The organism is Bacillus sp. 01N42_2, from assembly GCF_056399565.1.
Genome location: NZ_JBFTRO010000002.1, coordinates 605,330 through 628,898 on the forward strand (window position 1 = coordinate 605,330; position 23,569 = coordinate 628,898).

The 23,569-nt window shown below is 47.0% G+C and carries 24 protein-coding genes, 4 riboswitches and 1 other annotated feature; of the genes, 9 read left to right on the forward strand and 15 right to left on the reverse strand.

The features are described 5' to 3' along the window. Nucleotides 1-35 precede the first annotated feature (35 nt). The 3 genes from mgtE to AC1DN5_RS06745 all read right to left on the reverse strand — a co-directional run bounded on the left by mgtE (nucleotide 36) and on the right by AC1DN5_RS06745 (nucleotide 3,389). Nucleotides 36-1,391 (reverse strand): magnesium transporter, encoded by a 1,356-nt coding sequence (mgtE, locus tag AC1DN5_RS06735; protein WP_045925675.1) that lies wholly within the window; start codon nucleotides 1,389-1,391, stop codon nucleotides 36-38. 234 nt (nucleotides 1,392-1,625) lie between these two features. Continuing rightward, a riboswitch (M-box (ykoK) riboswitch) is annotated at nucleotides 1,626-1,791 on the reverse strand. Nucleotides 1,792-1,897: 106 nt separating this feature from the next. Then, the gene (locus tag AC1DN5_RS06740) at nucleotides 1,898-2,035 is read right to left on the reverse strand and encodes a transcriptional regulator SplA domain-containing protein (protein WP_116746191.1); all 138 of its coding nucleotides are present in this window, start codon (nucleotides 2,033-2,035) and stop codon (nucleotides 1,898-1,900) included. 91 nt (nucleotides 2,036-2,126) lie between these two features. Next, complete coding sequence (locus tag AC1DN5_RS06745) at nucleotides 2,127-3,389, reverse strand: glycosyl hydrolase family 18 protein (RefSeq protein WP_366969483.1); 1,263 nt, start codon at nucleotides 3,387-3,389, stop codon at nucleotides 2,127-2,129. Nucleotides 3,390-3,537: 148 nt separating this feature from the next. Further along, a riboswitch (TPP riboswitch) is annotated at nucleotides 3,538-3,651 on the forward strand. Between the two features lie 181 nt (nucleotides 3,652-3,832). Here AC1DN5_RS06745 and AC1DN5_RS06750 point away from each other — a divergent pair. From AC1DN5_RS06750 to AC1DN5_RS06760, 3 genes are read left to right on the forward strand one after another with little or no spacing between them, the layout of a single operon-like run. Further along, the gene (locus AC1DN5_RS06750) at nucleotides 3,833-4,432 is read left to right on the forward strand and encodes an ECF transporter S component (RefSeq protein ID WP_016936385.1); all 600 of its coding nucleotides are present in this window, start codon (nucleotides 3,833-3,835) and stop codon (nucleotides 4,430-4,432) included. Next, a complete protein-coding gene (locus tag AC1DN5_RS06755) occupies nucleotides 4,419-6,056 on the forward strand; it encodes an ABC transporter ATP-binding protein (RefSeq protein ID WP_016936386.1) in 1,638 nt (545 codons plus the stop codon). The genes AC1DN5_RS06750 and AC1DN5_RS06755 overlap by 14 nt, the downstream gene beginning before the upstream one ends. Next, the gene (locus tag AC1DN5_RS06760) at nucleotides 6,031-6,792 is read left to right on the forward strand and encodes an energy-coupling factor transporter transmembrane component T family protein (protein WP_016936387.1); all 762 of its coding nucleotides are present in this window, start codon (nucleotides 6,031-6,033) and stop codon (nucleotides 6,790-6,792) included. The genes AC1DN5_RS06755 and AC1DN5_RS06760 overlap by 26 nt, the downstream gene beginning before the upstream one ends. 45 nt (nucleotides 6,793-6,837) lie before the next feature. Here the strand turns inward: AC1DN5_RS06760 and AC1DN5_RS06765 are convergent, their stop codons facing one another. Next, on the reverse strand, nucleotides 6,838-7,671 hold the full coding sequence (locus AC1DN5_RS06765; protein WP_016936388.1) for an STAS domain-containing protein: 834 nt from the start codon (nucleotides 7,669-7,671) through the stop codon (nucleotides 6,838-6,840). A gap of 219 nt (nucleotides 7,672-7,890) precedes the next feature. Between AC1DN5_RS06765 and AC1DN5_RS06770 the strand changes: the two genes are divergently transcribed. Then, entirely contained in the window at nucleotides 7,891-8,850 is a 960-nt protein-coding gene (locus tag AC1DN5_RS06770) for a S8 family peptidase (protein WP_016936389.1), read from the forward strand. Nucleotides 8,851-8,990: 140 nt separating this feature from the next. Next, nucleotides 8,991-9,145, forward strand: a riboswitch (SAM riboswitch). 83 nt (nucleotides 9,146-9,228) lie between these two features. After that, complete coding sequence (gene metE / locus AC1DN5_RS06775) at nucleotides 9,229-11,517, forward strand: 5-methyltetrahydropteroyltriglutamate--homocysteine S-methyltransferase (protein ID WP_366969484.1); 2,289 nt, start codon at nucleotides 9,229-9,231, stop codon at nucleotides 11,515-11,517. Nucleotides 11,518-11,566: 49 nt separating this feature from the next. Here metE and yeiL read toward each other — a convergent pair whose 3' ends face one another. Next, the gene (gene yeiL / locus AC1DN5_RS06780) at nucleotides 11,567-12,238 is read right to left on the reverse strand and encodes a transcriptional regulator YeiL (RefSeq protein ID WP_047475357.1); all 672 of its coding nucleotides are present in this window, start codon (nucleotides 12,236-12,238) and stop codon (nucleotides 11,567-11,569) included. An 82-nt stretch (nucleotides 12,239-12,320) separates the two neighbouring features. On the opposite strand from yeiL, the gene AC1DN5_RS06785 reads away from it, so the two are divergent. The 3 genes from AC1DN5_RS06785 (at nucleotide 12,321) to AC1DN5_RS06795 (ending at nucleotide 15,107) form a co-directional block, all read left to right on the forward strand. Continuing rightward, nucleotides 12,321-13,505, forward strand: a complete 1,185-nt coding sequence (locus AC1DN5_RS06785) for an MFS transporter (protein WP_366969485.1) — start codon at nucleotides 12,321-12,323, stop codon at nucleotides 13,503-13,505. 120 nt (nucleotides 13,506-13,625) lie between these two features. Beyond that, the gene (locus tag AC1DN5_RS06790) at nucleotides 13,626-14,096 is read left to right on the forward strand and encodes a nucleoside deaminase (RefSeq protein ID WP_045925683.1); all 471 of its coding nucleotides are present in this window, start codon (nucleotides 13,626-13,628) and stop codon (nucleotides 14,094-14,096) included. A gap of 183 nt (nucleotides 14,097-14,279) precedes the next feature. Further along, entirely contained in the window at nucleotides 14,280-15,107 is an 828-nt protein-coding gene (locus AC1DN5_RS06795) for a BclA C-terminal domain-containing protein (protein WP_366969486.1), read from the forward strand. An 18-nt stretch (nucleotides 15,108-15,125) separates the two neighbouring features. On the opposite strand, the gene AC1DN5_RS06800 is transcribed toward AC1DN5_RS06795, so the two are convergent. From AC1DN5_RS06800 to ohrB, 4 genes are all read right to left on the reverse strand, one after another. After that, a complete protein-coding gene (locus AC1DN5_RS06800) occupies nucleotides 15,126-16,253 on the reverse strand; it encodes a glycosyltransferase (protein WP_366969487.1) in 1,128 nt (375 codons plus the stop codon). 4 nt (nucleotides 16,254-16,257) lie between these two features. Next, nucleotides 16,258-16,722 carry a hypothetical protein gene (locus AC1DN5_RS06805; RefSeq protein WP_316100906.1) on the reverse strand — a complete coding sequence of 155 codons (465 nt, stop codon included), beginning with the start codon at nucleotides 16,720-16,722 and terminating at the stop codon, nucleotides 16,258-16,260. Between the two features lie 21 nt (nucleotides 16,723-16,743). Beyond that, a complete protein-coding gene (locus AC1DN5_RS06810) occupies nucleotides 16,744-17,334 on the reverse strand; it encodes an alpha-helical endospore appendage domain-containing protein (protein ID WP_366969488.1) in 591 nt (196 codons plus the stop codon). A gap of 142 nt (nucleotides 17,335-17,476) precedes the next feature. Then, nucleotides 17,477-17,887, reverse strand: a complete 411-nt coding sequence (gene ohrB / locus AC1DN5_RS06815; RefSeq protein ID WP_045925687.1) for an organic hydroperoxide resistance protein OhrB — start codon at nucleotides 17,885-17,887, stop codon at nucleotides 17,477-17,479. Nucleotides 17,888-18,023: 136 nt separating this feature from the next. Here ohrB and AC1DN5_RS06820 point away from each other — a divergent pair, with 136 nt between their 5' ends. Beyond that, nucleotides 18,024-18,470: a MarR family winged helix-turn-helix transcriptional regulator gene (locus AC1DN5_RS06820; protein WP_045925688.1), complete on the forward strand. Its 447-nt coding sequence runs from the start codon at nucleotides 18,024-18,026 to the stop codon at nucleotides 18,468-18,470. A 27-nt stretch (nucleotides 18,471-18,497) separates the two neighbouring features. Here the strand turns inward: AC1DN5_RS06820 and AC1DN5_RS06825 are convergent, their stop codons facing one another. The 6 genes from AC1DN5_RS06825 to AC1DN5_RS06850 all read right to left on the reverse strand — a co-directional run bounded on the left by AC1DN5_RS06825 (nucleotide 18,498) and on the right by AC1DN5_RS06850 (nucleotide 23,391). Then, nucleotides 18,498-18,923 (reverse strand): organic hydroperoxide resistance protein, encoded by a 426-nt coding sequence (locus AC1DN5_RS06825; RefSeq protein WP_049628340.1) that lies wholly within the window; start codon nucleotides 18,921-18,923, stop codon nucleotides 18,498-18,500. Between the two features lie 114 nt (nucleotides 18,924-19,037). Further along, nucleotides 19,038-20,285 (reverse strand): glutamate-5-semialdehyde dehydrogenase, encoded by a 1,248-nt coding sequence (gene proA, locus AC1DN5_RS06830; protein WP_366969490.1) that lies wholly within the window; start codon nucleotides 20,283-20,285, stop codon nucleotides 19,038-19,040. Then, nucleotides 20,282-21,394 carry a glutamate 5-kinase gene (gene proB, locus AC1DN5_RS06835; RefSeq protein ID WP_366969491.1) on the reverse strand — a complete coding sequence of 371 codons (1,113 nt, stop codon included), beginning with the start codon at nucleotides 21,392-21,394 and terminating at the stop codon, nucleotides 20,282-20,284. The genes proA and proB overlap by 4 nt, the downstream gene beginning before the upstream one ends. 69 nt (nucleotides 21,395-21,463) lie before the next feature. Beyond that, nucleotides 21,464-21,677: a binding site (T-box leader), on the reverse strand. 85 nt (nucleotides 21,678-21,762) lie between these two features. Further along, a complete protein-coding gene (gene purU / locus AC1DN5_RS06840; RefSeq protein ID WP_016936403.1) occupies nucleotides 21,763-22,665 on the reverse strand; it encodes a formyltetrahydrofolate deformylase in 903 nt (300 codons plus the stop codon). 73 nt (nucleotides 22,666-22,738) lie between these two features. Further along, on the reverse strand, nucleotides 22,739-23,053 hold the full coding sequence (locus AC1DN5_RS06845; protein ID WP_016936404.1) for a DMT family transporter: 315 nt from the start codon (nucleotides 23,051-23,053) through the stop codon (nucleotides 22,739-22,741). Continuing rightward, nucleotides 23,053-23,391: a DMT family transporter gene (locus AC1DN5_RS06850; RefSeq protein ID WP_029575216.1), complete on the reverse strand. Its 339-nt coding sequence runs from the start codon at nucleotides 23,389-23,391 to the stop codon at nucleotides 23,053-23,055. The genes AC1DN5_RS06845 and AC1DN5_RS06850 overlap by 1 nt, the downstream gene beginning before the upstream one ends. Nucleotides 23,392-23,457: 66 nt before the next feature. After that, nucleotides 23,458-23,567, reverse strand: a riboswitch (guanidine-I (ykkC/yxkD leader). Nucleotides 23,568-23,569: the final 2 nt, after the last annotated feature.

The following is a 23,569-nucleotide window of genomic DNA, read 5'->3' on the forward strand; positions in this document are numbered from 1 at the left end:
AAAAAAGTCCGCCTCCTAATGAGACGGACCTTTTTTTATAAAGCATGAAGAAATGCAGTTGCAATGCCGAAATAAATTAATAAGGACAAAATATCGTTCAGCGTCGTAATCAGCGGCCCGGATGCAATCGCCGGGTCTATGTTCAGTTTATGAAGAATAATAGGGACGATCGTTCCGGCCATCGTACCGATAATCAGCGTTGCAAGCAGCGATGAACCGACGACAAAACCGAGCGTTAAGTCTTTCTGCCAGACGGTTGCGACAATCGTAATCGCAATCGCACAGACAATACCGATGTAGATGCCGGCTCTTAATTCCCGGAAAATCAGTTTAAAGATGGTTTTTTTATTCATTTCTTCTTTAGCCAATCCTCTGATAACGACAGCGAGCGACTGTGTGCCTGTATTTCCCGTCGTTCCCGCGATCATCGGCATGAAAAATGCGAGGGCGACCACTTTTTGCAATGTATCTTCAAAATAATTCAGGATGCTTCCGGAAATCAATCCGATAAACAAAAGGAGAATGAGCCACGGCAAGCGGCGGTACGCCGCCACGTACGCTTTCGTATCAAATGTAATCGCCTTACCGGAGGCGGCGAATTTTTCGTAATCTTCATCAGCCTCTTTAATCACGACATCGATAATATCATCGACAGTGACGATGCCGACAAGCACATTATTTTCTTCAACGATGGGAATGGCTAAAAAGTCATACCGCTGGATCAGCCGGGCGACTTCTTCCTGATCCTGGAGCACCCCGGCCGAGATGACACGCGTAAACATGAGATCCTGCACTTTATCGTCAGGCTCGCCGAGAATTAAATCTCTGTAAGACAGCACCCCGACAAGCTGCTTGCTGTCATTAATCACGTACAAGTAGTTAATTGATTCTGCGATTTCCGCAAAGCTTTTCAGCTTCACGACCGCATCTTTTACTGTATAATGCTGCGGAATCCAGACGAAGCGGTTCGTCATCATCCGGCCCGCGGATTCTTGCGGATAGTTCATCAAAAGCTGTACGGCCTTTGATTCCTCGGCCTCCATGCTGGACAAAAGCTGCTCTTTCAGCTCTTCATCCATCTCTTCCAGCAAAGCGGCGAGATCGTCGTTATCCATTTTATTCATTGCGAGAGTGGCTTTCGTTTTACCGACTTTATGGAGAACGGCAAGCTGAAATTCCCGCTCCAGCTCTCCGATCATGTCGGTGATGTCATCAACCGTCATATATGACAGGTAGCGGGCCCGGTGCTTTTCCGGCATTTCTTTAAATAAAAAGGCCATATCATAGGGCTGAAGCTCGTCTATCATGTTTCGGAATTCTTTTATTTTTCCGTCCCGCAATAAAATGATAATGCGTAATATGAGTTCGTCATAGGTCATGTTTTGGACCATCGGGACTCGTACCTCCTTTACGGAGACGCGCCGTCCGTCAAGGGAAGTGCGGCGGTTTGTCTCCTCATCATGTCGTCACTGGTTATCTGGCTGTATATGGGTACTTCTTCTGACATACTCGAATGGGGAGAATCCATACTCCGCACCTCCTTATCATGCTCAGTCATGTACGTTTTGAGGCATAAAAAAAACCTTCCGAAATGAAGGCGAAAACAAGCACGGCAAATAAACGTGCGGGGCCTTCATTCGTAGAGCTTTAGCACTGTATGGCATAGGACAATCATCCAGCTGCGTTAAGAATCACCTTATGTCGATGATTCCTGTTGACCCATTGGCGTCTTTGGACATTTTTGGGCAGCAGCGTATCTCCATACAGGAGCCTCACCTAACGAAGTTGTTATTTGAATTGACACACTGAGATTACAGAAAAAAAAGGAATGTGTCAACCTTTAAATTGTTATTTCAGCATATGCCTATAAAATAAACGGAATAAAGGCATAAAGCCCTTATTCCGGCAAATCGCTTTCATCTTCTTCTGAAAGTAAATGATATGATTCATGCAGCATGAGCGCGTATTCCCCTTCTTTTGTCGGGTGCGGTACATACTCAGCCTCGTTGATATACTGCTCTTCCCTTTTCTTCACAGAACAGACCTCCTTTTCAACTTTAGATTGTCCAAAAGAAGATCCGTTATCATAAGAAAGAAAAACTCTCCGCAAAAGCGGGGCAATGCAGTCATATCTTTCGGATGGTGAAAAAGTTCCGCAACAGCCACGGACCCGGTTTGAAGCCGAGCGTTAATTGCCACGCGCCGATCGCCTGCAGTCCGAATTCCCGCACGAGAACCATTTTTTCACTCATGCTCCGCACATCCTCGAACCATACTTCATGCGTTCTTCCATTTTCATCCGTATACCGGAAGTAAGGGGAACGATCCCTCTGAGAGTAGCGGATCACTGATTGATATTTCATGGCGGTTTCCATGGCGCGCTGATTGGAGATCGCCGATCCGATCGTCCCGGGGCGGTACGGAATCACCCAATCATATCCGTACAGCGGCACACCGAGAATCACCTTTCTTCTCGGCACCCTGCTGATGGCAAAATTGATGGTTTCTCTGACCTCCGTCAAAGGCGCTACGGGTCCAGGCTCACTGCCGGCATGGTGCCAGTCGTACGCCATGATGAACATATAATCGACGACGGCTCCGATTCCGCCGTAATCATATCCCCTCAGCCACGGCACCGCTTCATTTGTTTTCGCCGGAACCGATATCGTTAGCGCGAGCTGATGCTCTGAGAGCCTGGTTTTTAACTGCCGGAGAAATCCTGTAAACAGGTCCCGGTCGGCTTCCCTGATCCGTTCAAAATCAATATTGACACCGCCGTATCCCTTTCTTACGGTCAGGTAGACGATATTATTGACGAGGTTCGTTCTCGCCGTCGGGTTCTGCAGGACTTGATGGGCTAATTCCGGGCTGAACCCTCCTTCTGTCAGATTCGTGATAACCGCAAGCGGCCGCACCCTGTTTTGCCATGTGGTTTCTATCGCGGTTCTGTCGTTTAAATCATTCATGATATCTCCGTTCGGGCCAAAATGATATTCAAACAAAGAAATCGCCGATGAATAGGGTGCAAAATCATTAATGAGCTCTCTGTCCGCTTCAGGTGTCCGAATGACATAAAATTGCAGGGTTCCCGCCAGATAGTTGGAGATAGCCGGAATTCTCACTTTCAAACCCGGCCGCAGCCGGTTCGGCGGAATATCCGGGTTTGCCTGCATCAGCTGCATCTGCGGCACATAAGTTTTACTTGCGATAACGGCATACGTATCATTCGGCTGAACCGTATATTCATTAAGAGGGATCAAAAGCGCCTGCCCCGGAACGATATTCGTTTCCTCAAGCCCGTTGACGCTTCTGATGCTGTCAACAGGGTATCCGTACTTTCTGCTGATGGAAAATAACGAGTCGCCAGACTGCACTGTATGAACAAACATAGATGTCCTCCGTTTCCTTTTGATCAAAAGGGCTCTTCTTATCTTTATGAATGATCTTCCGGTCCGATTCCAAACTCTGTTTAGAGAAAGGCTGTTTACAAATCAGACATGATCAACTATGATGATGTCATCATAAAAAACTGTATAGGAAACGCACTAGGGGTGCTGTTATCGGCTGAGATAAAACATGCGGCAGGCGTGTTTTGATCCCTTATAACCCGATCTGGATAATACCAGCGTGGGGAAGTGCAGATTGACCGGAGCGCAGGGTTTTTTCCATGCGTTTTCGTTCTGCTGCTGCATATTCCCTCGGATATGCAGTTTTTTATTTTTCATTAAAAAACGGGGGAGGACACTGCAATATGAAACTTACGATCAATCGTCTTTCGTAAAATCAACTCTTTCATACATACGACTATCCGATAAGAAAGCAGGAGATCACAATGAAAAATTGGAAAATGAGAGAAATTGTCGTCATGTCCGTCATCAGTGTTGTATTTGCTGTCGTTTATTTATTATCAACTCATGCAAGCAATATAGCGGCAGGGTTTTTCGGCCGGATGAGCTACGAACCGATTTACGGTATTTGGTTTATCGTCTCGGTGATTGCCGCCTACATTATTCAAAAACCGGGAGCGGCGCTCATTTCTGAAATCATCGCCGCGTTTGTGGAGTGTTTACTCGGAAATCCGTCAGGGCCGATGGTAATTCTGATCGGCATCGCGCAGGGAATCGGTGCGGAAGCGGTCTTTTTTGCGACACGCTGGCGGGTGTATACCCTGCCCGTGCTCCTTTTATCCGGTATGGGGTCTTCTGTTGCGAGCTTCATTTATGACTTGTTCATTTCCGGATACTCTGTTTTGAATCCGGGTTTATTAGCCGTCATGCTTCTCATCCGCCTGGTCTCAGGTGCGCTTCTTGCCGGCCTTCTCGGCAAAGCAATCAGTGATGCGCTGGCTTACACAGGGGTGCTGAACGGCATGGCGCTCGGAAAAGAATTCAAGAAGAAAAAGAAACAGGTGAATCAAGATGCAGGCATCTGAACCCCTTCTATCGGCCCGCCGTCTTACCTTTTCTTATGAGCAGGATGAGAAGCCGGTTTTTCAAGACGTGTCATTTCAGCTCCGCAAAGGAGAACGGGTTTTATTGCTCGGGCCGAGCGGATGCGGCAAAAGCTCGCTCGCACTTTGTTTAAACGGTCTGTACCCGGAAGCTTGCGATGCGGTTCAAACGGGAACCGTTTCCTTATACGGAACACCTCTTTCGGACCTGTCAGAACCCGCCGCCCGATCCATCGGGGTCGTGTTTCAAGATCCGGATCAGCAGTTTTGCATGCTGACGGTTGAAGATGAAATAGCCTTCGGTCTGGAAAATTTGCAATATACAAAAGAAGAGATGGACTTAATTATTGAGGACGTTTTGGAAAAATTAGAAATCACTCATCTGAAAACACGGACGATCGCCTCGCTGTCAGGCGGTTCAAAACAAAAGGTCGCGCTCGCCTGTATCATTGCGATGGAACCGGAACTCATTATTTTAGACGAACCGACGGCACAGCTTGATCCATATTCCGTGCGTGAATTGGTGCGGCTGATCAAAGAACTGCAGGCCCAAAAAGGCTTCGGACTTCTTGTTATCGAGCATCAGCTTGATCATTGGGCGCCGTGGATGGACAGGACAATTGTCCTTGACGGAACGGGTCAGAAAGTGATGGACGGAGAGACGGGCGCGATCTTTGAAACAAAACTTGAAGAGCTGACGCAGCTCGGCATTCCGATTCCGCGGGTGATCTCATTGCAGGAGCACGTCAGCATTCCTTTTACATTGTGCAAAGAAAGACTGTTTCAAGAACCTGTACCGCCCTTTCCCGGCCCCCGGCCCGCCGCGCTTTCGGCAGAGGACGCGCTGAGTGTTCACGGGCTGTCATTCATAAGAGGAACAGACATCATTTTTCAGGACGTGAGCTTTTCCGTAAAAAAAGGGTCAATCACCGCGATTGCCGGCCCTAACGGAACCGGAAAATCAACGCTCCTGTCCGCCGCGGCCAAGCTCATCCGTCCTGTGAGCGGAGACATCAAAATAGACGGCAGACCGGTAGATTCCTATTCGGAAAAAGAGCTTCGGCGGCTGATGGGGTATGTTTTCCAAAATCCTGAACACCAGTTTGTCACAGATTCCGTCATTCAAGAGCTGCTGTTCGGCTTTGAAAACGGTCAAGCCGCAAAGGAGAAAGCTCTTCAGCTCTTAACCCGGTTCGGCCTGAGACGCTATGCCTCACAGCATCCATTCTCTTTAAGCCAAGGACAAAAACGCAGGCTCAGCGTCGCCACGATGCTTATGCATCAGGTGAAAGTTTTGCTGCTTGATGAACCGACTTTCGGGCAGGACGCAAAAACGGCGCGTGAGTGCATGCTGATGCTTCAGGAGATCCAAAAGGAAGGAACGGCCGTTTTAATGGTGACACATGATATGGAGCTCGTCTCAGATTATGCCGATACGATCCTTGTGCTCTGCGGCACGAAGCTGGTGTACCGCGGAACGCCCGACTCATTGTTTTCTGATCATATCGGAATCGCGGAGCGGGCGCATTTAGCTTTGCCCCTGCGGTATGAATGGATGAAACACGACAGGAGGCGGAGAAATGAACCTGCGGCTGGAGGCTGTTAACCCGTCAATTAAGGCGGCGGCTGTTTTGTTATGCGTTGTTATGCTTTCGTTTATTTATAACCCGTACACGCCTGCTTTGTTTTATATTATCATTGCCGGAGGCGTCCTCTTGGCGGGACGTGTGCCGCTGAAAAAATGGCTGCTGTTTACGGTTCCGTTTGTCATTCTTGCCTTCGGTTCTTTATGGACAGCCGTCGTATTCGGAAACGTCCCGACAACCGAAAGCAATCTGCTGTTTAAGCTCGGACCGATTGCCGTCAACAGTGATAATGCGGCGCTCGGGATTTCTATCGCGTTTCGTATTTTATGTTTTTCCGCTTTGTCGATGATGTTTCTTTTCACAACCGATCCGATTCTGTTTATGCTCAGTCTGATTCAGCAATGTAAGCTCCCGCCGAAGCTTGCTTACGGCGTGATCGCCGGGTTCCGGTTTCTTCCTCTTCTGAAAGATGAAATCCTGATTATCAGACAGGCGCACAGAATCAGAGGCGCGGCATCTGATTCCGGGCTGAAAGGAAAGCTCTTTGCCTTCAGGCGCTTTACCATCCCGCTTTTGGCAGGCGCCATCAGAAAGGCGGAACGCACAGCGATCGCAATGGAATCTAAAGGCTTTACAGGGAGCCGAAACCGCACGTTTTACAGAACGGTTACTGTGCGCCGCGCCGACTGGTTCTTTTTCATGCTCGTGCTCCTTTTATTCGGCGCAAGCTGTCTCATTTCACTGTTGTTTGTATAAAAACAGGCCGCCGGAGTGATTCGGCAGCCTGTTCTTATATGTATGTTACTGATGATAATTGAGAGCCTGGGCGAGGTTGGATTTAACCGTAATATCCGAGAAATTAATGCCGAGCTGTACGGCGGTTTGGGCAATTTCCGGCCTGATCCCGGATAAAGTGGACGAAACGCCGATCAGGTTCAGCGCTTCAATTAATTTAAAAATCTGGTGCGCCACCATTGTATCGACAACCACTACGCCCGACAAGTCGATTAACAGATGCTCAATCAGCCGGTTTGCACATGTACTCAGCGTATTTTCAAGAATGTATTTGGCGCGTTCCGTGTCAATATTGCCGACAAGCGGCAGAAGCCCCGTCCGATTGCTCAGCGTAATAACCGGCGAGCTTAATTCTAAAATCATTTCTCTTTGCGCATTCAGCTGCATTTTCGAATTATATTCGGCGTGATCGACAAAGGTGTAAATCGTAAAATCAAATACTTGAACGATTAAATTCTCCCATCTCTTCCTTTCTCCCTCGGCAAACGAAGATTCATGTTTATCGGCAAACGCATCATAATAACTGATGTACAGTCTCCGGTTTCTCATGAATTCACGGACCACATACTGGACCGGGGTATCCAGATGCTTCTGGTCTTTCGCAAGCTCAATCACCCATCGCTCGAACTCTTCTAAAAATTCTTTTTCCGGCATGATATACATTTTATTAATATGCCGGTAAAATTCTTTATCTTGCTCCATCAGCTCTTCTATGATGACGGGATTTGTCAAAGAGTAAATCGAATTCGGATCCGAATCTTCCATCGTTTCAATCCATTCTTTCGCAATTTGATCCACCCGTTCGGAAAAATAGTCGTACAATGCTTCACTTATCTTCATACCTCTTCTCCTTTCCCATTTCCAATTATAGCGTCAGCTGGTGCCGAATCAAAATAAAAGCCGTTGAACCATCCAATTATTTGAAATTATTTAGTGCAATAGATTGCGCCTTTTTTATGAAAATGCTTCAAATGACTCTTTCCGAACGGCATAATCTGCCATAAAATAGTAGCAACACCCTTGAATCCACTCGCAAGCATAAAAAAGGAGGGCTTTTTTATGAATGGTGAAATGCGGTTGATTCCTTATGTCACGGATGAGCAGATCATGGATGTGAACGAGCTTCCTGAGGGTATTAAAGTGATTAAGGCGCCAGAATTGTGGGCAAAAGGGTTTAAAGGAAAGGATATTAAAATCGCGGTGCTTGATACAGGCTGCGACATTAATCATCCTGATTTGAAAGACCGGGTTATCGGCGGAAAAAACTTCACCGATGATGACGAAGGCAAAGAAGACGCGATTTCCGATTACAACGGCCACGGGACACATGTTTCCGGAACGATTGCCGCCAATGATTCAAACGGCGGAATTTCAGGTGTTGCGCCGGAAGCGAGCCTTTTAATCGTTAAAGTTCTCGGCGGTCAAAACGGCAGCGGCAAATACGAATGGATCATTAACGGCATCAACTACGCCGTTGAACAAAAGGCGGACATTATTTCCATGTCACTCGGCGGACCGAACGATGTGCCTGAACTGAAAGAAGCCGTCTCAAATGCGGTAAAAAGCGGTGTACTGGTCGTTTGCGCAGCAGGAAATGAAGGTGACGGAGACGAGCGGACAGAAGAACTGTCGTATCCGGCCGCTTACAACGAAGTGATCGCCGTCGGATCAGTCTCAATCGCCCGTAAATCGTCAGAATTTTCAAACGCAAATAAAGAAATTGACCTCGTGGCGCCCGGAGAAAACATTCTCTCCACCCTTCCCAACCATAAATACGGGAAGCTGACGGGCACTTCAATGGCCGCCCCGCACGTGAGCGGAGCGCTGGCCTTAATAAAAGGGCTTGAACAGGACTCGTTTCAGCGGACGCTTTCTGAAGCCGAAATTTATGCCCAGCTTGTGCGGCGTACTCTTCCTTTGAACATCTCCAAAACATTGGCCGGGAACGGGTTTCTGTATTTAGACGCGCCTGATGTGCTCATGGAAAGAGCCGAACAGGCACAGCTGCTGTCTTTCTGATATTTTTCTCATATAATGATTGATCCGCTTGTCAAAATCACCAATTTTTAAAATGTGAGATTTTCTATTGACAGTGATCTGAATAAGCTGATAAGATAACCAACAAATGATGTAACTTTTCAAAAAAATTGAAATATTTTCTCTTATCGAGAGTTGGGCGAGGGATTGGCCTTTTGACCCCAACAGCAACCGACCGTAATTCCATTGTGAAATGGGGCGCGTGATTTTTGCGCCGAGACGATAGTCTCCTAAGGCACGGTGCTAATTCCATCAGACGTGATCTGAGAGATAAGAGAGGCTTAAATTTTGATGTTAAAGCCTCTTTCTCTCATGAGAAAGAGGCTTTTTTGTTACATCTCACTTAAAGGAGGAGACTTAATGACTACAATCAAAACTTCAAATCTCGGTTTTCCGAGAATCGGCTTGAACAGAGAATGGAAAAAAGCACTTGAGGCTTATTGGAAAGGAAACACTGATAAAGAAACGTTTCTTAAAGAGCTTGACGGTTTATTCTTATCGGCTGTCAAAACGCAGCTTGACCAACATATCGATATCGTGCCGGTCTCTGATTTTACTCATTATGATCATGTGCTTGATACCGCCGTCAGCTTTAACTGGATTCCGGAAAGATTCCGCAGCATCACGGATCCCGTTGATACATATTTCGCGATTGCCCGCGGTGTTAAAGACGCCGTTTCCAGTGAAATGACAAAATGGTTCAACACCAACTACCATTACATCGTTCCTGAATATGACGAAAGCATTGAATTCCGTCTGACGAGAAACAAACAGCTTGACGACTACCGCCGGATCAAAGAAGAATTCGGAGCGGAAACGAAACCTGTCATTGTCGGTCCGTATACATTCGTCACGCTTGCGAAAGGATACGAAGAATCAGAGGCGAAAGCGATTCAAAAGCGCCTTGTTCCTCTTTATGTGCAGCTGCTGAAAGAGCTTGAAGCTGAAGGCGTCAAATGGGTTCAGATTGATGAGCCAGCCCTTGTGACAGCCTCTGCTGAAGATGTCCGCGCCGCAAAAGAACTCTATGAATCTATTGCAAAAGAGCTTTCAGGGCTGAATGTCCTCCTGCAGACATACTTTGATTCGGTTGATGCATATGAAGAACTCGTTTCGTATCCTGTACAAGGAATCGGGCTTGATTTCGTGCATGATAAAGGCAGAAACCTTGAGCAATTGAAAAAGCACGGCTTCCCGAAAGATAAAGTGCTGGCAGCCGGTGTGATCGACGGCCGAAACATTTGGAAAATCGATGTTGAAGAACGCCTTGATGCGGCTTTGGATATCCTCAGCCACGCTGATGTTGAGGAGTTATGGATTCAGCCTTCAAGCAGCCTTCTGCACGTGCCGGTGGCGAAACACCCTGACGAGCATCTTGAAAAGGATTTGCTGAACGGCCTGTCATACGCTAAAGAAAAACTGGCGGAACTCGGCGTCTTAAAAGAAGGGCTTCTGTCCGGCAAAGCGGCTGTCAGTGAGCAGATCGAAGAGTCAAAAGCGGCACTTAAAGCTTTGAAAGCATTCGCGACAGGGGCGAACTCAGCTCAAAAAGAAGAATTGAATCAGCTGACAGAAAAAGATTTCTCCCGCCCTGCAAGCTTTGAAGAACGATTGGCGCTGCAAAATGAATCACTCGGTCTTCCCCTTCTGCCGACAACGACGATCGGAAGCTTCCCTCAATCTGCAGAAGTGCGGAGCGCACGGCAAAAATGGCGGAAAAAAGATTGGACGGATGAACAGTATCAAGCGTTTATTAATGCGGAAACGAAGCGCTGGGTTGAGATTCAGGAAGAAATCGGCTTAGACGTGCTCGTTCACGGAGAATTTGAACGGACGGACATGGTCGAATACTTCGGTGAAAAACTGGCCGGGTTCGCCTTTACGAAATATGCATGGGTGCAGTCTTACGGTTCACGCTGCGTACGTCCGCCTGTCATTTTCGGAGATGTCGAATTTATCGAACCGATGACGGTAAAAGATACGGTCTATGCCCAATCGCTGACAGAAAAGCACATGAAAGGCATGCTGACGGGACCTGTCACCATTTTAAACTGGTCATTCCCGCGCGTGGATATTTCAAGAAAAGAAATCGCCTTCCAGATCGGGCTTGCCCTCAGAAAAGAAGTAAAAGCGCTTGAAGATGCCGGTATTCAGATTATCCAAGTGGATGAACCCGCGCTCCGCGAAGGACTGCCGTTAAAAACGCAGGATTGGGATGAATATTTAACTTGGGCCGCAGAAGCTTTCCGATTAACGACGTCTTCTGTGAAAAATGAGACGCAGATTCATACGCATATGTGTTACAGCAACTTTGAAGATATTGTCGATACGATCAATGACCTTGACGCTGATGTCATCACAATCGAACACAGCCGAAGCCACGGAGGATTTTTAGAATATCTGAAAGATCATCCTTACGTGAAAGGCCTCGGACTCGGTGTATACGACATTCACAGCCCGCGCGTGCCGGCTACTGAAGAAATCTATCAAATTATCGATGATGCGCTTGAAGTGTGTCCGACAGACCGTTTCTGGGTAAACCCGGATTGCGGGCTGAAAACAAGACAGCAGGAAGAAACCGTTGCGGCATTAAAAAATATGGTCGACGCTGCGAAACAGGCGCGAAAAAAACAAGCTCAGCTTGTATAATAAAGAAACAGCCATCCCTAATGTGCGGATGGCTGTTTTTTTGGGTTTGCTACTTATTCTTCAGCGCCTCTGCAAGTTCACTTAGTGAATCATGCTGCTTAATTTGATAGCCCCGCCCTTCTTTCTGCAAATACCCTTTTTGGCAGAATTGCGTCAGCACATGCAAGAGATGACGGTAAGATACACCTAAATAATCACAAACCGTTACGTGCTTCTCTTTATAAAATCCTTCATAAGCCGTCTGCAAAATGAAATCAGCAAGCCGGTTTTCAACCGGGAACGCCAGACTTTGTGAATACTTTGAAGCCATAAGCGTTGCTTTATCACTTAAAAACTTAGCCAATTCACGCAGAAAATTCGCATCCTGCAGCAATTGCGCGCGGCAGCGGCAAATCGGCAGAGCGAAACACACAGTCTTCGCTGAGGCCTGAATGCCTTTTGTGTAATATACTTCATGTAATAGTTCCATCTCTCCAATGTAATCATTTTTGTTGATAAAATTAATTAACGATACTTTTCCGTTTTGATGGGTTACATATATTTTCGCTTTTCCTTCAATCACGTAAAACAGGAAGTCCGGCCTCATGCCCTCTTGAATAATCCATTCATCCCGCTGATATTCCCGCACTTCCATATACTCTTCAGCGGGAAAAGAAAATAAATGCGCGATTGAGTGTTTTTCTATATGATGCCGTTTTTTCTCACCTTTATAAATTTCCATCGTCCACCCCGAAATATATGAGATATCTCATATTATCTTTACGTTTTACATGATAACATGCCAATGAAAAGGAGGAACGGCAATGAACGCATATCGCTGGATGAGTCTGCATTTTTTTAGCTTTTTTATGACATGGGGGATTTTTCTGCCCTATTGGACGGGATGGATGGTTCATATAAAAGGGGTTTCTGTATCCGAAGCCAGTTTCATTATGAGCTTAGGTCTGGCGGCAAGAGGAATTTCCACATTGCTTTTCTTTCCTTATTTATCCGGAAAATTCAGCAGCAGAGCCATATTGAATGGAGCCAGAATCGGTACGCTTCTTGCGCTTTTATGTTATATTCCGGCTGACTCTTTTCTAAGCCTGCTTCTTGTCACATTAGGGCTGCATGTGTTTTATCCGGCTTTGATGCCTGCTTTGGACAGCGCTTGCGGCGTTTTGGTACAGCATAATGAATTAAGAGATTACGGGACCAGCCGGCAGTGGGGGTCGGCCGGATTTGTTTCAGCCGGCGTCATCCTGTCCGTCTTTACAGGTATATTTGGAGATCAAGTGATTTTATGGGCACTGCTTTTGGGCACTCTGATATTCGTATGCCTCAGCTTTATGCATGCGCCCGCTGTTCTTTCAAAACGGCCGGAAACAGATTGTACAAAAAAAGAGGGCATGCTTGCCTTATTCCGCATCAAACATTTCGGTCTGGTGCTCGCAATCGTTATCTTGCTGCAGGCGGCACATGCGTCTTACTACAATTACGGTTATCTCTTTTTGCAGGAAATCCATGCACCCGCATATGCAATCGGAATCATCATCAACATCGCCGTTATTGCGGAGATCATTTTCTTTGCAATCGCTGACCGATGCTTTCATCAATTTACGGCTGGCGCTTTGCTTGCTTTGGCGGCGCTTGGTGCTACCGTACGCTGGGTACTCGTCTTTGCCTTTCCGCATGTCATCATTTTCTGCCTCGCGCAGACGCTGCATGCCTGTTCATTCGCGATGGGACACTATGCATTTATGAAATACTTAATTAAACATATTTCCCCTGCGCAAGTCCCGAAAGCCCAAGGCATATATTCAGCGCTTGCGCTCAGCTGGAGCACTGCGGTATTTACTATTTTCGGAGGTTTTTTATATGAAATTGAACCCCGGTATGCCTTTATCGGAATGGTTGTTTGTACGATCCCCTCTATGCTTCTTGCCCTTTTATACAGAAAACTGGAAATGAAAAAGAGAGTTTTTGCAGGACATGCACAAGATATATAGACAAAGCTTTCTTTATATATATGATCCCATTTCCAGCTGTTATTTTGACCGATTTGCCACTGTTTTGCGATGTATCTTCCGCTATAGTTAAAGTATTCGATCAACCGAGGGGGATTTGAAATGAATCAGCACACTTCATTTTTAAAGCGGGCGGTCACGCTGGGAGTTGAGAGCGTGGATGAAGGCGGAGGGCCTTTTGGCTGCGTCATCGTTAAAAACGGCGTCATTGTCGCCGAAGGGCAGAACAATGTGACATCCTGCAACGATCCGACAGCCCATGCTGAAGTAACGGCGATCCGGAATGCGTGCCGGACGCTTCAAACATATCAGCTTGATGATTGTGTGATTTACACAAGCTGTGAACCTTGCCCTATGTGTTTAGGCGCCATTTATTGGGCGAGGCCAAAAGCGGTATATTACGCATCCAGCCACTCAGATGCCTCTGACGCAGGCTTCGATGACACCTTCATATATGATGAAATCAAGAAACAGCGGACGGAGAGATCAATTCCTTTTTATCATCTCAGCTTCTCCGATCATACCGCGCCCTTTGACGCCTGGAAAACTTCCGCCCGCAAAAAAGTATATTAATCCAGAATAACCTGCTTACAACGCAGGTTTATTTTTCGTGAACGCAATTGAGTAATTAAGGTCATTCATTCAGAAAAATGGACAGCATAAGTGAATATATTGATACAGTACTGCTTTACGCTTTTTTTCGGGGACTTTATACGTAATGAAGACATTTTCTGTCAACACATAAGGAGGGACATTGTGTCACAGCCTAATGTACCTAACATCACCCCTGTCGTGATCCATTCCAGAGACGATACCATTGACCTTCTTCTTTCATCAATTGCGATGGAAGAGCTGGGAATGGCCCATATTCTGGATGCAGAAGGAGAAAAAATCCAATATGCGCTCGGAACGATTCCAGGATTAACAGGGCCGCCGTCAAGTCTTGCGGATATTTTGAACTTGAATGAGAGCGTCCGTCATACGCTTGACAACTTAATAAAACAGGAACTTCTTCTCGGTTCAAAATTGGACAGTATCACAAATGTTCCTTCACTGGCGGGGCCGACTGGACCGACCGGGCCCACAGGCATCACTGGTGCTGCCGGAGCCACCGGATCGACCGGAGGCACGGGTATCACTGGAGCCACCGGCGCTGCGGGTGTCACCGGAACAAGTTTAACGGCGACTTCCGGATTTGCAAGTAATACGGACGGCGGTGTTGTCGCTGTTGTTATCAGCGGCACAGCCATTTCCTTGCCGAATGATCAAAACCTTTCCGCAGATATTACGGCTAATGCTGCTAATACTGTGTTTACCGTTGCGCCGGCAGGACGGTACTATATCTCCTACCAGATTAATTTAGCAGCGGGCCAGCTTGTAAGTTCACGGGTCCTGATTAACGGCACCCCGCCTGCAAGTTCAATTATTGCACCTGCCGTGTCATTGGCAAACTTCAACAACTCCTTCATTGTGAATTTGTCAGCAGGCAGCACCATCCAGCTTCAGCTGTTCGGATTATTAGGTGAGGCGGCATTGCTTGGGGGAAGTGCCGGTGCGGCGTTGAACATTATTCGATTATCTTAACAGGAACAAAAAAAAGGATCAGGCGTTTGTCCGCTGATCCTTTTTTAATTGTGTCAGAAGTTCTTGTGCAGGTTTAAATTGAGGATTAGATTTCACGGATTTTTTGGCGTAAGCGACAGCCGTCATATCATGGTTTAATGCAGCATGGCATTTCGCCATATGATAAAAAGCTCTGAAATCGCCGGCACCTTTTAATTTTAAGTGGCCAGCATTTTCTTCTTCAATCTTCGTTCCGTTTTCAAATGCTTTGATAGCCGCTCTGTACTTTCCCAAATGATATAATATAAGGCCCTTATAATAATGAAGATTGCTGTAATCAGGATAAAGCCTGAGCACCTTTTCAATCCCTTGCTCCGCTTCTTCATACCGTTTGAGTTCAAGCAATATTGTATATTTTAAATGATACAAGAGAGACGGGGGCATTCGTTTTTCACTTAAAAATTGAAAAATTGATCCGTTGACAAGATGTAATGCTTTTTCATAGTCTTTTATTCTGCAGCATTCGCTTGCCAAATGATAAATAAGCCACGGATCCGGATTTTCTTCTGAAAGCTCTTCATTTAAAATGCTGATATTCCGTTTATGTTTTTGTTTGATCTTTTCTTCCTGCTCCAAATAACCGTAGTGATGAATCACACAAGGAAGCGTAAAAAAAGTATTGTTTTCTTCCTCATTGGAAGAGGTAATATTTTCGTGAATTCTCCCTTGGTACAGAAGGCCTTCATGATTGCGGAACAGTCTCGGCTGCATGCTTTCAAACGCTTCATTTTCATCCAGCTGCTTCCCCGTGTAATTGATGATTTTTAAAAGACCCCGGCTCGGTAATTCATCATGAAGCAGCGAAGTGATAAAGCGGCCGCTCTCCTGATCGAGCTCTTCATCCGCGTCAAGCATTAAAATCCAATCCCCATCGGCATGCTGCAGGCCGTAATTTCTCGCCTTGGCGAAATCATTCTCCCATTCTAAATCAAACACTCTGGCCTGAAAGCTTTTGCAGATATCTTTTGTATTATCTTGTGACCCGGTGTCTACAATGACGATCTCGTCCACAATATCTTGTACACTTGATAAACACCGGGAGATATATCTCTCCTCGTTTTTTACAATCATGCAAAGCGTCAGTTTACATTCAGCATTTCCGCTCATGTTCTCACCTTTCCCGCTTTTGGAGTTGTTGATTGAACCAAGGCTTCTCAGGAGTGCCGTTCATCGTTACGAAAACAGGCCGCACCCATCTGACGGCAGGTTCGGCAGATGATTCCGGATCCCATTCCCGAAGCTGCCTGACCGCCCGTTTCGTAATGGGATGCGTCCGGAATTCTGGCGGGCTTTCAGAAATGAATTTTTTCGTTCGTTCCGTCACTGTCTTCATTTCATGAAAGTGCCGCTCATACATCCGCTTCTGCTCTCTTTCCATGCTGATCATTAAAAACAGCCGCCCGCCTGTTTCCGCCTGCCAGCGGCACAATGCGGAAAACAGCCTGATTTCTTCTTTGTAATTTGAATCCTTTCTTTTATCAACGGTCACAGCCAATATATGTAACAGCGCAATTGTGAGACAATGCATCGCTTCAAAAGATGTCTGTTTCGCTTTTGAGAGGCTTGGATACGGCATATGCTTCACCCATCTCTTCCTTTATGAACGCTCCCCGCCTTTTCTCCTCCATTCGCATTCCTCACAGTCCCCGCACTCACAGCAGCCAATGCGGCCGTAAAACAGACCGTCGCACGGATCTTCGGGCGGAGGATTCGGAAAGCGCGGATCACATGAGTCGCTTGGATTGTCGCACGGGTCATCAGGATCATCACGATCGCAAGGTTCATCTGGGTCCCACGAGTCATCAGGATCATCACGATCGCAGGGTTCATCTGGGTCCCACGGGTCATCAGGATCGTCCGGGTCACTCGGATCGCTTCGGTCATCAGGATCCATGCAGGCTTCAGAATCCTGTAAGTAGATAATGTCCTCAAGCTTTGTCTGCAAAAGGAGCTGGGATTTCATGACTGTGCGCAGAAGCCGTTCGGTGCTTCGATTGATTGCTGACAATTCCCCCAGAGAAGGATCGCCGGAAGCGCCGAGAAACGTTTGAATTCGATCTGCTTCCGCCTGCAGAATATGGGATAGCCCGATTTCTTCCATAGCCACAGATGAAAGAAGGAAGTTCAAAGTCTCACATTTGGAGAGTGTAATGTCGGGGGTGATGTTCGGGATATTTGGAAGAGACATCGATTTCTCCCTCGTTTCTCTTGGTGTCATTATGCAAAAGTGCTATATCGTATTCTTATTCCGGGAGAGAAGAGTTCATTACTGATGTTTTCGTTAATAAAATATCCCGGATCTTATATATCCGGGATATTCGTTCATTTATTTATTTGAGTTCAAGTTTGACGTCAACATTTCCTCTTGTTGCTTTTGAATACGGGCAGAACTCGTGAGCGGCCTGTACAAGCTTCTCCGCCGTTTCTTTATCAAGGTCTTTTGTATCAATGACGAGCGTTACGCCAATTTTGTATCCCCCGTCACTCTCATCTTTTAAAAGGCTGACCTGCCCTTCAATTTCAGAAGTCAGGTCGATATTCTGTTTTTTGGCAGCGAGCTCAAGCGCTCCCCCGAAGCAGGCAGCATATCCTGCCGCAAAAAGCTGTTCAGGGTTTGTGCCCGTTTCTCCGTCTTTTTTTGCATTCGGCATGATGATGTCAAAATCCAGCACTCCGTCTTCGGATTTAATATGTCCTGACCGTCCGCCGACTGCGGTCGCTTTTGCAGTAAATAATGCCATAATTATCAGCCTCCTCATTGTACTTATTGTTTATATTACCCATGCTCATATTTTTAAACATATTAGAATAGGAAATGGGCCGTTTTTCGGCTACAATAGGGGTAACGTTAACAAACAAAGAGTTGGTGAAGAAGTTATGGCAGAAAAAGAATTTGAACATATGAAACTGGAGAATCAGCTTTGCTTTTTGCTGTATGCAAGCTCAAGGGAAATGACGAAACGGTACAAGCCGCTGCTTGATAAGCTCAATGTGACCTATCCGCAATATTTGGCGCTTCTTTTATTATGGGAGCATGAAGAACTGAATGTAAAACGGATGGGTGAGCTTTTGCACCTGGATTCAGGAACGCTGACACCGATGCTGAAACGGATGGAGCAGCGCGGAATCATTATAAGAAGGCGGTCGCCTGAAGATGAGCGCTCCGTGACGATCAGGCTGACAGATGAAGGATGGGCTATGCAGAAAACGGCGGCGGATATTCCCATTGCCATGCTGGAACAGACGGGACTGTCAAAAGAGGAATTAAAGCAGGTAAAGCAGTCGCTTTATGAGGTTTTAAGAACGCTGCACGGCGAAAAATAAGGATGCCCCGAATGGGCATCCTTATTTTTATTCTGCTGCCAGAAGCTTTACTTCTATATTTCCCGCCGTCGCTTTTGAATACGGGCAGACACCGTGCGCTTTTTGGATAAGTGCTTCCAGCTCCTGTTTCTCAATGCCGGATGCTTTAACCTCAAGCGTAACGCCGAGTTTATATCCTTGATCTGCTTCATCTTTCAGCAGACTGACATGCGCAGTGACCTCTGTTTCAATACTCAGGCGCTCTTTTCTCGCTACGAGCTGAAGGGCGCTGTCAAAGCAGGCTGAGTACCCTGCAGCAAACAGCTGTTCAGGGTTTGTGGCGTGTTCGAGACGTTTCGCTCTTGGCGTTCCCGGCATGGCAACATCAAGATTCAGCACACCGTCAGAAGACGTGACTTTTCCCTCCCGTCCGCCGGCGGCTGATACTGTTGCTGTAAATAATGGTTTTGTCATGTGAATTCACCTCTTTTATATTTTGTACAATTAAATTTTACACAATATATAGTGAATCGTCAATCTTTCTGTATAAAAAAAAGCCTACCCTTTTTTCAGGATAAGCTTAAGAGACTATACTCGGATTTGTCCGTTTCCTTTGATGATGATTTTTGTAGATGTTAACGCCGGAAGCCCCATCGGCCCTCTTGCGTGAAGCTTTTGCGTGCTGATGCCGATTTCGGCTCCGTATCCGAATTCAAAACCGTCTGTAAACCGGGTTGAAGCATTATGATACACGGTAGCGGCGTCTACGGCCGTCTGGAAGTATGCGGCATGCTCGCCGTTTTCCGTCAGAATGGCTTCTGAATGGTTTGTGCCGTACTGCTGAATATGGCGGACCGCCTCCTGTACGTCCTGCACCGTTTTTACACTGAGAATCGGCGCCAGGTATTCCGCTCCCCAATCGGCCTCTTCGGCTTGTTTCGCTGCAGGCTCCAGTCCGCAAATCACCTGATCTCCGCGAAGCTCCACCCCTTTTTCTGTCAGCTGACGCAGCAGTTTTCGCCCGTGTTCTTCCGCCCATTTTTCATGAATCAAAAGAGATTCAATCGCATTGCAGACGGAAGGACGCTGTGTTTTGGCGTTGATGACGACTTCGCTTGCCATATCTGGATCTGCTGACTCATCTATGTACACGTGGCAGTTTCCCGCTCCGGTTTCTAACACGGGTACGGTGGATTCCCTGACCACAAGATCAATTAAATTTTTGCCGCCGCGCGGGATCAATACATCCAGACCGTCATTTAATGTAAAGAGCTGTTTCGCGGTTTCTTTGCTTGTATCTTCTATGAGCTGAATGGCATCAATCGGAAGCTTTGACAGCCCGAGTGCGCGTTTCATCACACTGACAAGCGCTATGTTGCTGTGGATGGCTGAAGAACTTCCTCTGAGGACAACCGCGTTTCCGGTTTTCAGGCAGAGTGTGGCAGCATCTACGGTAACGTTCGGTCTGGCTTCATAGATCATGCCCACTACTCCGAGGGGCACGCGGATTTTTTCAATGAATAATCCATTCTCTTTTTGAATGGTCTCCAATGATTCACCGACGGGATCTTCAAGACCGATTAACAGTTCCACAGCGTCCGCGATATCGAGCAGGCGTTTTTCATCAAGAGTCAGCCTGTCAATAATGTCAGGGGTCAATCCTCTTTTCTGTCCTGCTTCAATGTCTTTCTGATTCTCTGTTAAAATCAGCTGCCGTTCATTTCTGAGTCCGTCTGCGATACATTGGAGCGCTTCGTTTTTCTCAGCCGTCGTTTTCATGACCATTTCGGCAGCGGCTTCTTTTGCCAAGGCTGCTTTTTGCAATACTTCACTCATTTGTTTTCCCCCTCGTCAAATAAATTCACCCAATCATCTCTGTGAATCACTTCCACCTGCTTCGTGCCCGGAAGCTGATCGCTCCGCTTCCCTTTAGCTTCTAAAATCTCATCGGATGAGTAAAGCGTCTGGCCTTTTCCGATGATGCCGCCGGGCCCTCTGACTTCCACCACAGCCCCTTTCGGAAAACTGCCGCAGACACCGGCGACACCGGCCGGGAGCAGACTTGACCCGTTATGGATCATCGCCTGCTCCGCTCCCCCATCAATGATGATTTCCCCTGATATCGGAGAATGAAACATGATCCATTGCCGTGTATTATTCACTGAGGACAGCTCTTTATCGCCGATATATGTGCCGTCACCTTTTCCGTCTAAAATCACCCTCAGTTTTTCCCGCCCGGAGCCGGTGCCGATAAACACCTTCACTCCGAGCGACAATGCGGTCTGGGCGGCGAGAAGTTTTGACTTCATGCCGCCGGTGCCGACCTTTGAGCCTGTTGATCCGGCATACCCGAGCAATTCAGGTGTGATGTCATTCAGATAGTCAAACCGCTTTGCGTCCGGGTTTTCATTCGGATTGGCATCGTACAGGCCGTTAATGTCTGTGAGAATCACTAATTGGTCTGCATGAATCAAACCGCTCACAAGCGCCGACAGCATGTCGTTATCACCGAACGTCAGCTCTTCAACAGATGTGGAATCATTTTCATTGATAATCGGCACGACTCCCCGCTCCAGCAGCTCCATTACCGTAGCGTACGCATTTCTGTACCGCTCTCTTTTTGAGAAATCATTTCTTGTTAATAAAATTTGCGCCGGCGTCAGTCCGTATCTTTTTAAATGGTCCATGTATTGCTGCATTAAAAGCGTCTGGCCGACCGCGGCAGCCGCCTGCTTTCCTTTTATCGTAACGGGGCGCGACGGATAGCCGAGAGCGGAAAAACCCGCGGCCACAGCGCCTGAGGTAATGAGAATGACTTCATGCCCGTCTTCTTTTAATAATGAAATGGCTTCCGTATGCTCTTTGATTTTGGTTTCATCAATGCTTCCGTTACTGTTGGTGAGCGAGCTGCTCCCGATTTTCACAACAATTCTTTGCTTTTTCATCGTTTCTCCTCCGTGGCAATCAATCCAAACCGGCTTTCTTCAATAAAAAAAGCCCATTCCGTCCTGAAAAATAAGGACGAAATGGGCTTTCCGTGGTACCACCTTGTTTGAACGCGTTTTGCACGCGTCCCGCTTTCCTGTAACGCCAGGTTATCGCGCCTGAGTTTTCCCCTCAGGACTCCAAGGCAGGTTCGGCAGGTTTCTTGCGGCAAAATGTTTCAGCGGGCCATTTTGCTCTCTGTCACAGAAATTTCTGCGTACTGATCCTCTTCAACGCTCAATGATTTTTTTATATTATGCAAAGAAAAAAGGTTCTTGTCAAGACATTTTTATCCATAAAAACAGCCCGCCTCCCCGGCGGGCCGCTATCAATTAAATACGATCGTTTTGTTTCCGTGAACGATGACACGGTCTTCCAAGTGCCATTTTACGGCTCTCGCCAACACGCTGCGCTCAATGGTTCTGCCGATATTCTTCAGATCCTCCGCGTGGTCTCTGTGATCGACGCGTTCTATATCCTGTTCAATAATCGGGCCTTCGTCAAGATCGTCCGTCACATAGTGAGATGTCGCCCCGATTAATTTCACTCCGCGCTCATAAGCCCGTTTATACGGATTAGCGCCGATAAAGGCCGGCAGGAATGAATGGTGGATATTAATAATCCGATTCGGATGGGCAGATACAAAATCAGACGTCAAAATCTGCATGTAGCGGGCAAGAACGATCACATCAATTTCATATCGCTCCAGCAGCTCAAGCTGGCGCCGCTCCACTTCGGCGCGGATGTCTTTGTTAGCTTTCATGTAATGGAACGGAATATTCAGCGGCTCGACCACTTCTTTCGCCTCTTCATGGTTGCTGATGACGACCGCAATTTCGGCCATCATATTGCCGCTTTGCCACTCCCAAATGAGTTCATGAAGGCAGTGCAGCTCTTTGGATACAAAGATCGCCACGCGCTTCAGCTCACTTGCCAGAGAGAGGCTCCATGTCATGCCGAATGTCTGGGCGATTGAAGCGAACGCCTGCTTTAAATCCTCTTTTTTCTCACGAATGCCCTTGCAGTCGAATTCAATCCTGAGAAAAAACCGTCCGCCTTCAGGGTCAGTCGTATATTGATTTGATTCAATAATATTCGCGCCGTGGTCAAACAAAAACGCGGACACAGCCGATACAATTCCCGGCTGATCGGGGCAGCTGACAAGCAGGCGCCCTTTTTCCTCATTCCCGTCGCGGTATTCTTTCAGCCGCTGTGTCATATATGAATTCATATGCTTTAATCCCTCGTATCTTCATAATTCGTAACTTATTATAGATTATACTGAAAATTTGATAAAAATCAATTTACGAAAGAATTTTCAGCCCTGCGGCTGCGCACAAAATAAGCGCAATGAAAAAGATGCGCTTCGCATCCTTCTGCTCGCCGTAGAAAAGAATGCCGGCTAAAGCGCCGCCCGCCGTGCCGATACCGGTCCAGATCGCATAGGCCGTTCCCATCGCAATCGTCTCCATCGCATAAGAAAGCAAGGAAAAAGAAGCCGCAAAGCCTGCGATAATGAAAAGAATCCATTTGACTTTCTTTTCTTTTTGAAATTGATTCATCAAAATGACCCCGAGCATTTCACAAAGGCCCGCGGCTATCAGGCTGATCCAATGCATTACGCCTTCTCCTCCTTCGTCTCAGGCTTATCCTGCGTCACCAGCTTTAATCCGATAACACCGATCAGCAAAACGCCGATCAGCACGATTTTCACCGGATCGGCCTGCTCTTTGAAAAGCAGAATTTCACTGAGCACGGTGCCGGCTGTTCCGAGCCCGGTAAAGACCGCATATACCGTTCCTACGGGCAGGCTGTCTGTCGCCTTGATTAATAGATAAAAACTGATGATGATTCCTGTAATCGTGGCGCTCCACGCCAGTGCCGAATCAGCATGTTTCAGTCCGGTGACCCATACCACTTCAAATACGGCGGCTATGACCACTAAACCCCATTTCATGTTCTTCACCCTTTCTTGTTCCGGACAATACAAAAAAGCCCGGATAGTCGTCTCACATGAGATTGACTCTCCCGGGCTTTTTTCCCTCCGTGTGCATATGCGGGAATATGTCCGCATATGTGTTTTCTCTCGGACCAGGCCATGTATGAACATGCGGAACCCTAGAAAACATGTCTGT

Excerpts from the sequence above, each read along its gene's own strand:
- mgtE (WP_045925675.1), bottom strand. The coding sequence starts at position 1,391 with ATGGTCCAAAACATGACCTATGACGAACTCATATTACGCATTATCATT.
- AC1DN5_RS06745 (WP_366969483.1), bottom strand. The coding sequence starts at position 3,389 with ATGTTTGTTCATACAGTGCAGTCTGGCGACTCGTTATTTTCCATCAGC.
- AC1DN5_RS06750 (WP_016936385.1), top strand. The coding sequence starts at position 3,833 with ATGAAAAATTGGAAAATGAGAGAAATTGTCGTCATGTCCGTCATCAGT.
- AC1DN5_RS06755 (WP_016936386.1), top strand. The coding sequence starts at position 4,419 with ATGCAGGCATCTGAACCCCTTCTATCGGCCCGCCGTCTTACCTTTTCT.
- AC1DN5_RS06760 (WP_016936387.1), top strand. The coding sequence starts at position 6,031 with ATGAACCTGCGGCTGGAGGCTGTTAACCCGTCAATTAAGGCGGCGGCT.
- AC1DN5_RS06765 (WP_016936388.1), bottom strand. The coding sequence starts at position 7,671 with ATGAAGATAAGTGAAGCATTGTACGACTATTTTTCCGAACGGGTGGAT.
- AC1DN5_RS06770 (WP_016936389.1), top strand. The coding sequence starts at position 7,891 with ATGAATGGTGAAATGCGGTTGATTCCTTATGTCACGGATGAGCAGATC.
- metE (WP_366969484.1), top strand. The coding sequence starts at position 9,229 with ATGACTACAATCAAAACTTCAAATCTCGGTTTTCCGAGAATCGGCTTG.
- yeiL (WP_047475357.1), bottom strand. The coding sequence starts at position 12,238 with ATGGAAATTTATAAAGGTGAGAAAAAACGGCATCATATAGAAAAACAC.
- AC1DN5_RS06785 (WP_366969485.1), top strand. The coding sequence starts at position 12,321 with ATGAACGCATATCGCTGGATGAGTCTGCATTTTTTTAGCTTTTTTATG.
- AC1DN5_RS06790 (WP_045925683.1), top strand. The coding sequence starts at position 13,626 with ATGAATCAGCACACTTCATTTTTAAAGCGGGCGGTCACGCTGGGAGTT.
- AC1DN5_RS06800 (WP_366969487.1), bottom strand. The coding sequence starts at position 16,253 with ATGAGCGGAAATGCTGAATGTAAACTGACGCTTTGCATGATTGTAAAA.
- AC1DN5_RS06805 (WP_316100906.1), bottom strand. The coding sequence starts at position 16,722 with ATGCCGTATCCAAGCCTCTCAAAAGCGAAACAGACATCTTTTGAAGCG.
- AC1DN5_RS06810 (WP_366969488.1), bottom strand. The coding sequence starts at position 17,334 with ATGTCTCTTCCAAATATCCCGAACATCACCCCCGACATTACACTCTCC.
- ohrB (WP_045925687.1), bottom strand. The coding sequence starts at position 17,887 with ATGGCATTATTTACTGCAAAAGCGACCGCAGTCGGCGGACGGTCAGGA.
- AC1DN5_RS06820 (WP_045925688.1), top strand. The coding sequence starts at position 18,024 with ATGGCAGAAAAAGAATTTGAACATATGAAACTGGAGAATCAGCTTTGC.
- AC1DN5_RS06825 (WP_049628340.1), bottom strand. The coding sequence starts at position 18,923 with ATGACAAAACCATTATTTACAGCAACAGTATCAGCCGCCGGCGGACGG.
- proA (WP_366969490.1), bottom strand. The coding sequence starts at position 20,285 with ATGAGTGAAGTATTGCAAAAAGCAGCCTTGGCAAAAGAAGCCGCTGCC.
- proB (WP_366969491.1), bottom strand. The coding sequence starts at position 21,394 with ATGAAAAAGCAAAGAATTGTTGTGAAAATCGGGAGCAGCTCGCTCACC.
- purU (WP_016936403.1), bottom strand. The coding sequence starts at position 22,665 with ATGAATTCATATATGACACAGCGGCTGAAAGAATACCGCGACGGGAAT.
- AC1DN5_RS06845 (WP_016936404.1), bottom strand. The coding sequence starts at position 23,053 with ATGCATTGGATCAGCCTGATAGCCGCGGGCCTTTGTGAAATGCTCGGG.
- AC1DN5_RS06850 (WP_029575216.1), bottom strand. The coding sequence starts at position 23,391 with ATGAAATGGGGTTTAGTGGTCATAGCCGCCGTATTTGAAGTGGTATGG.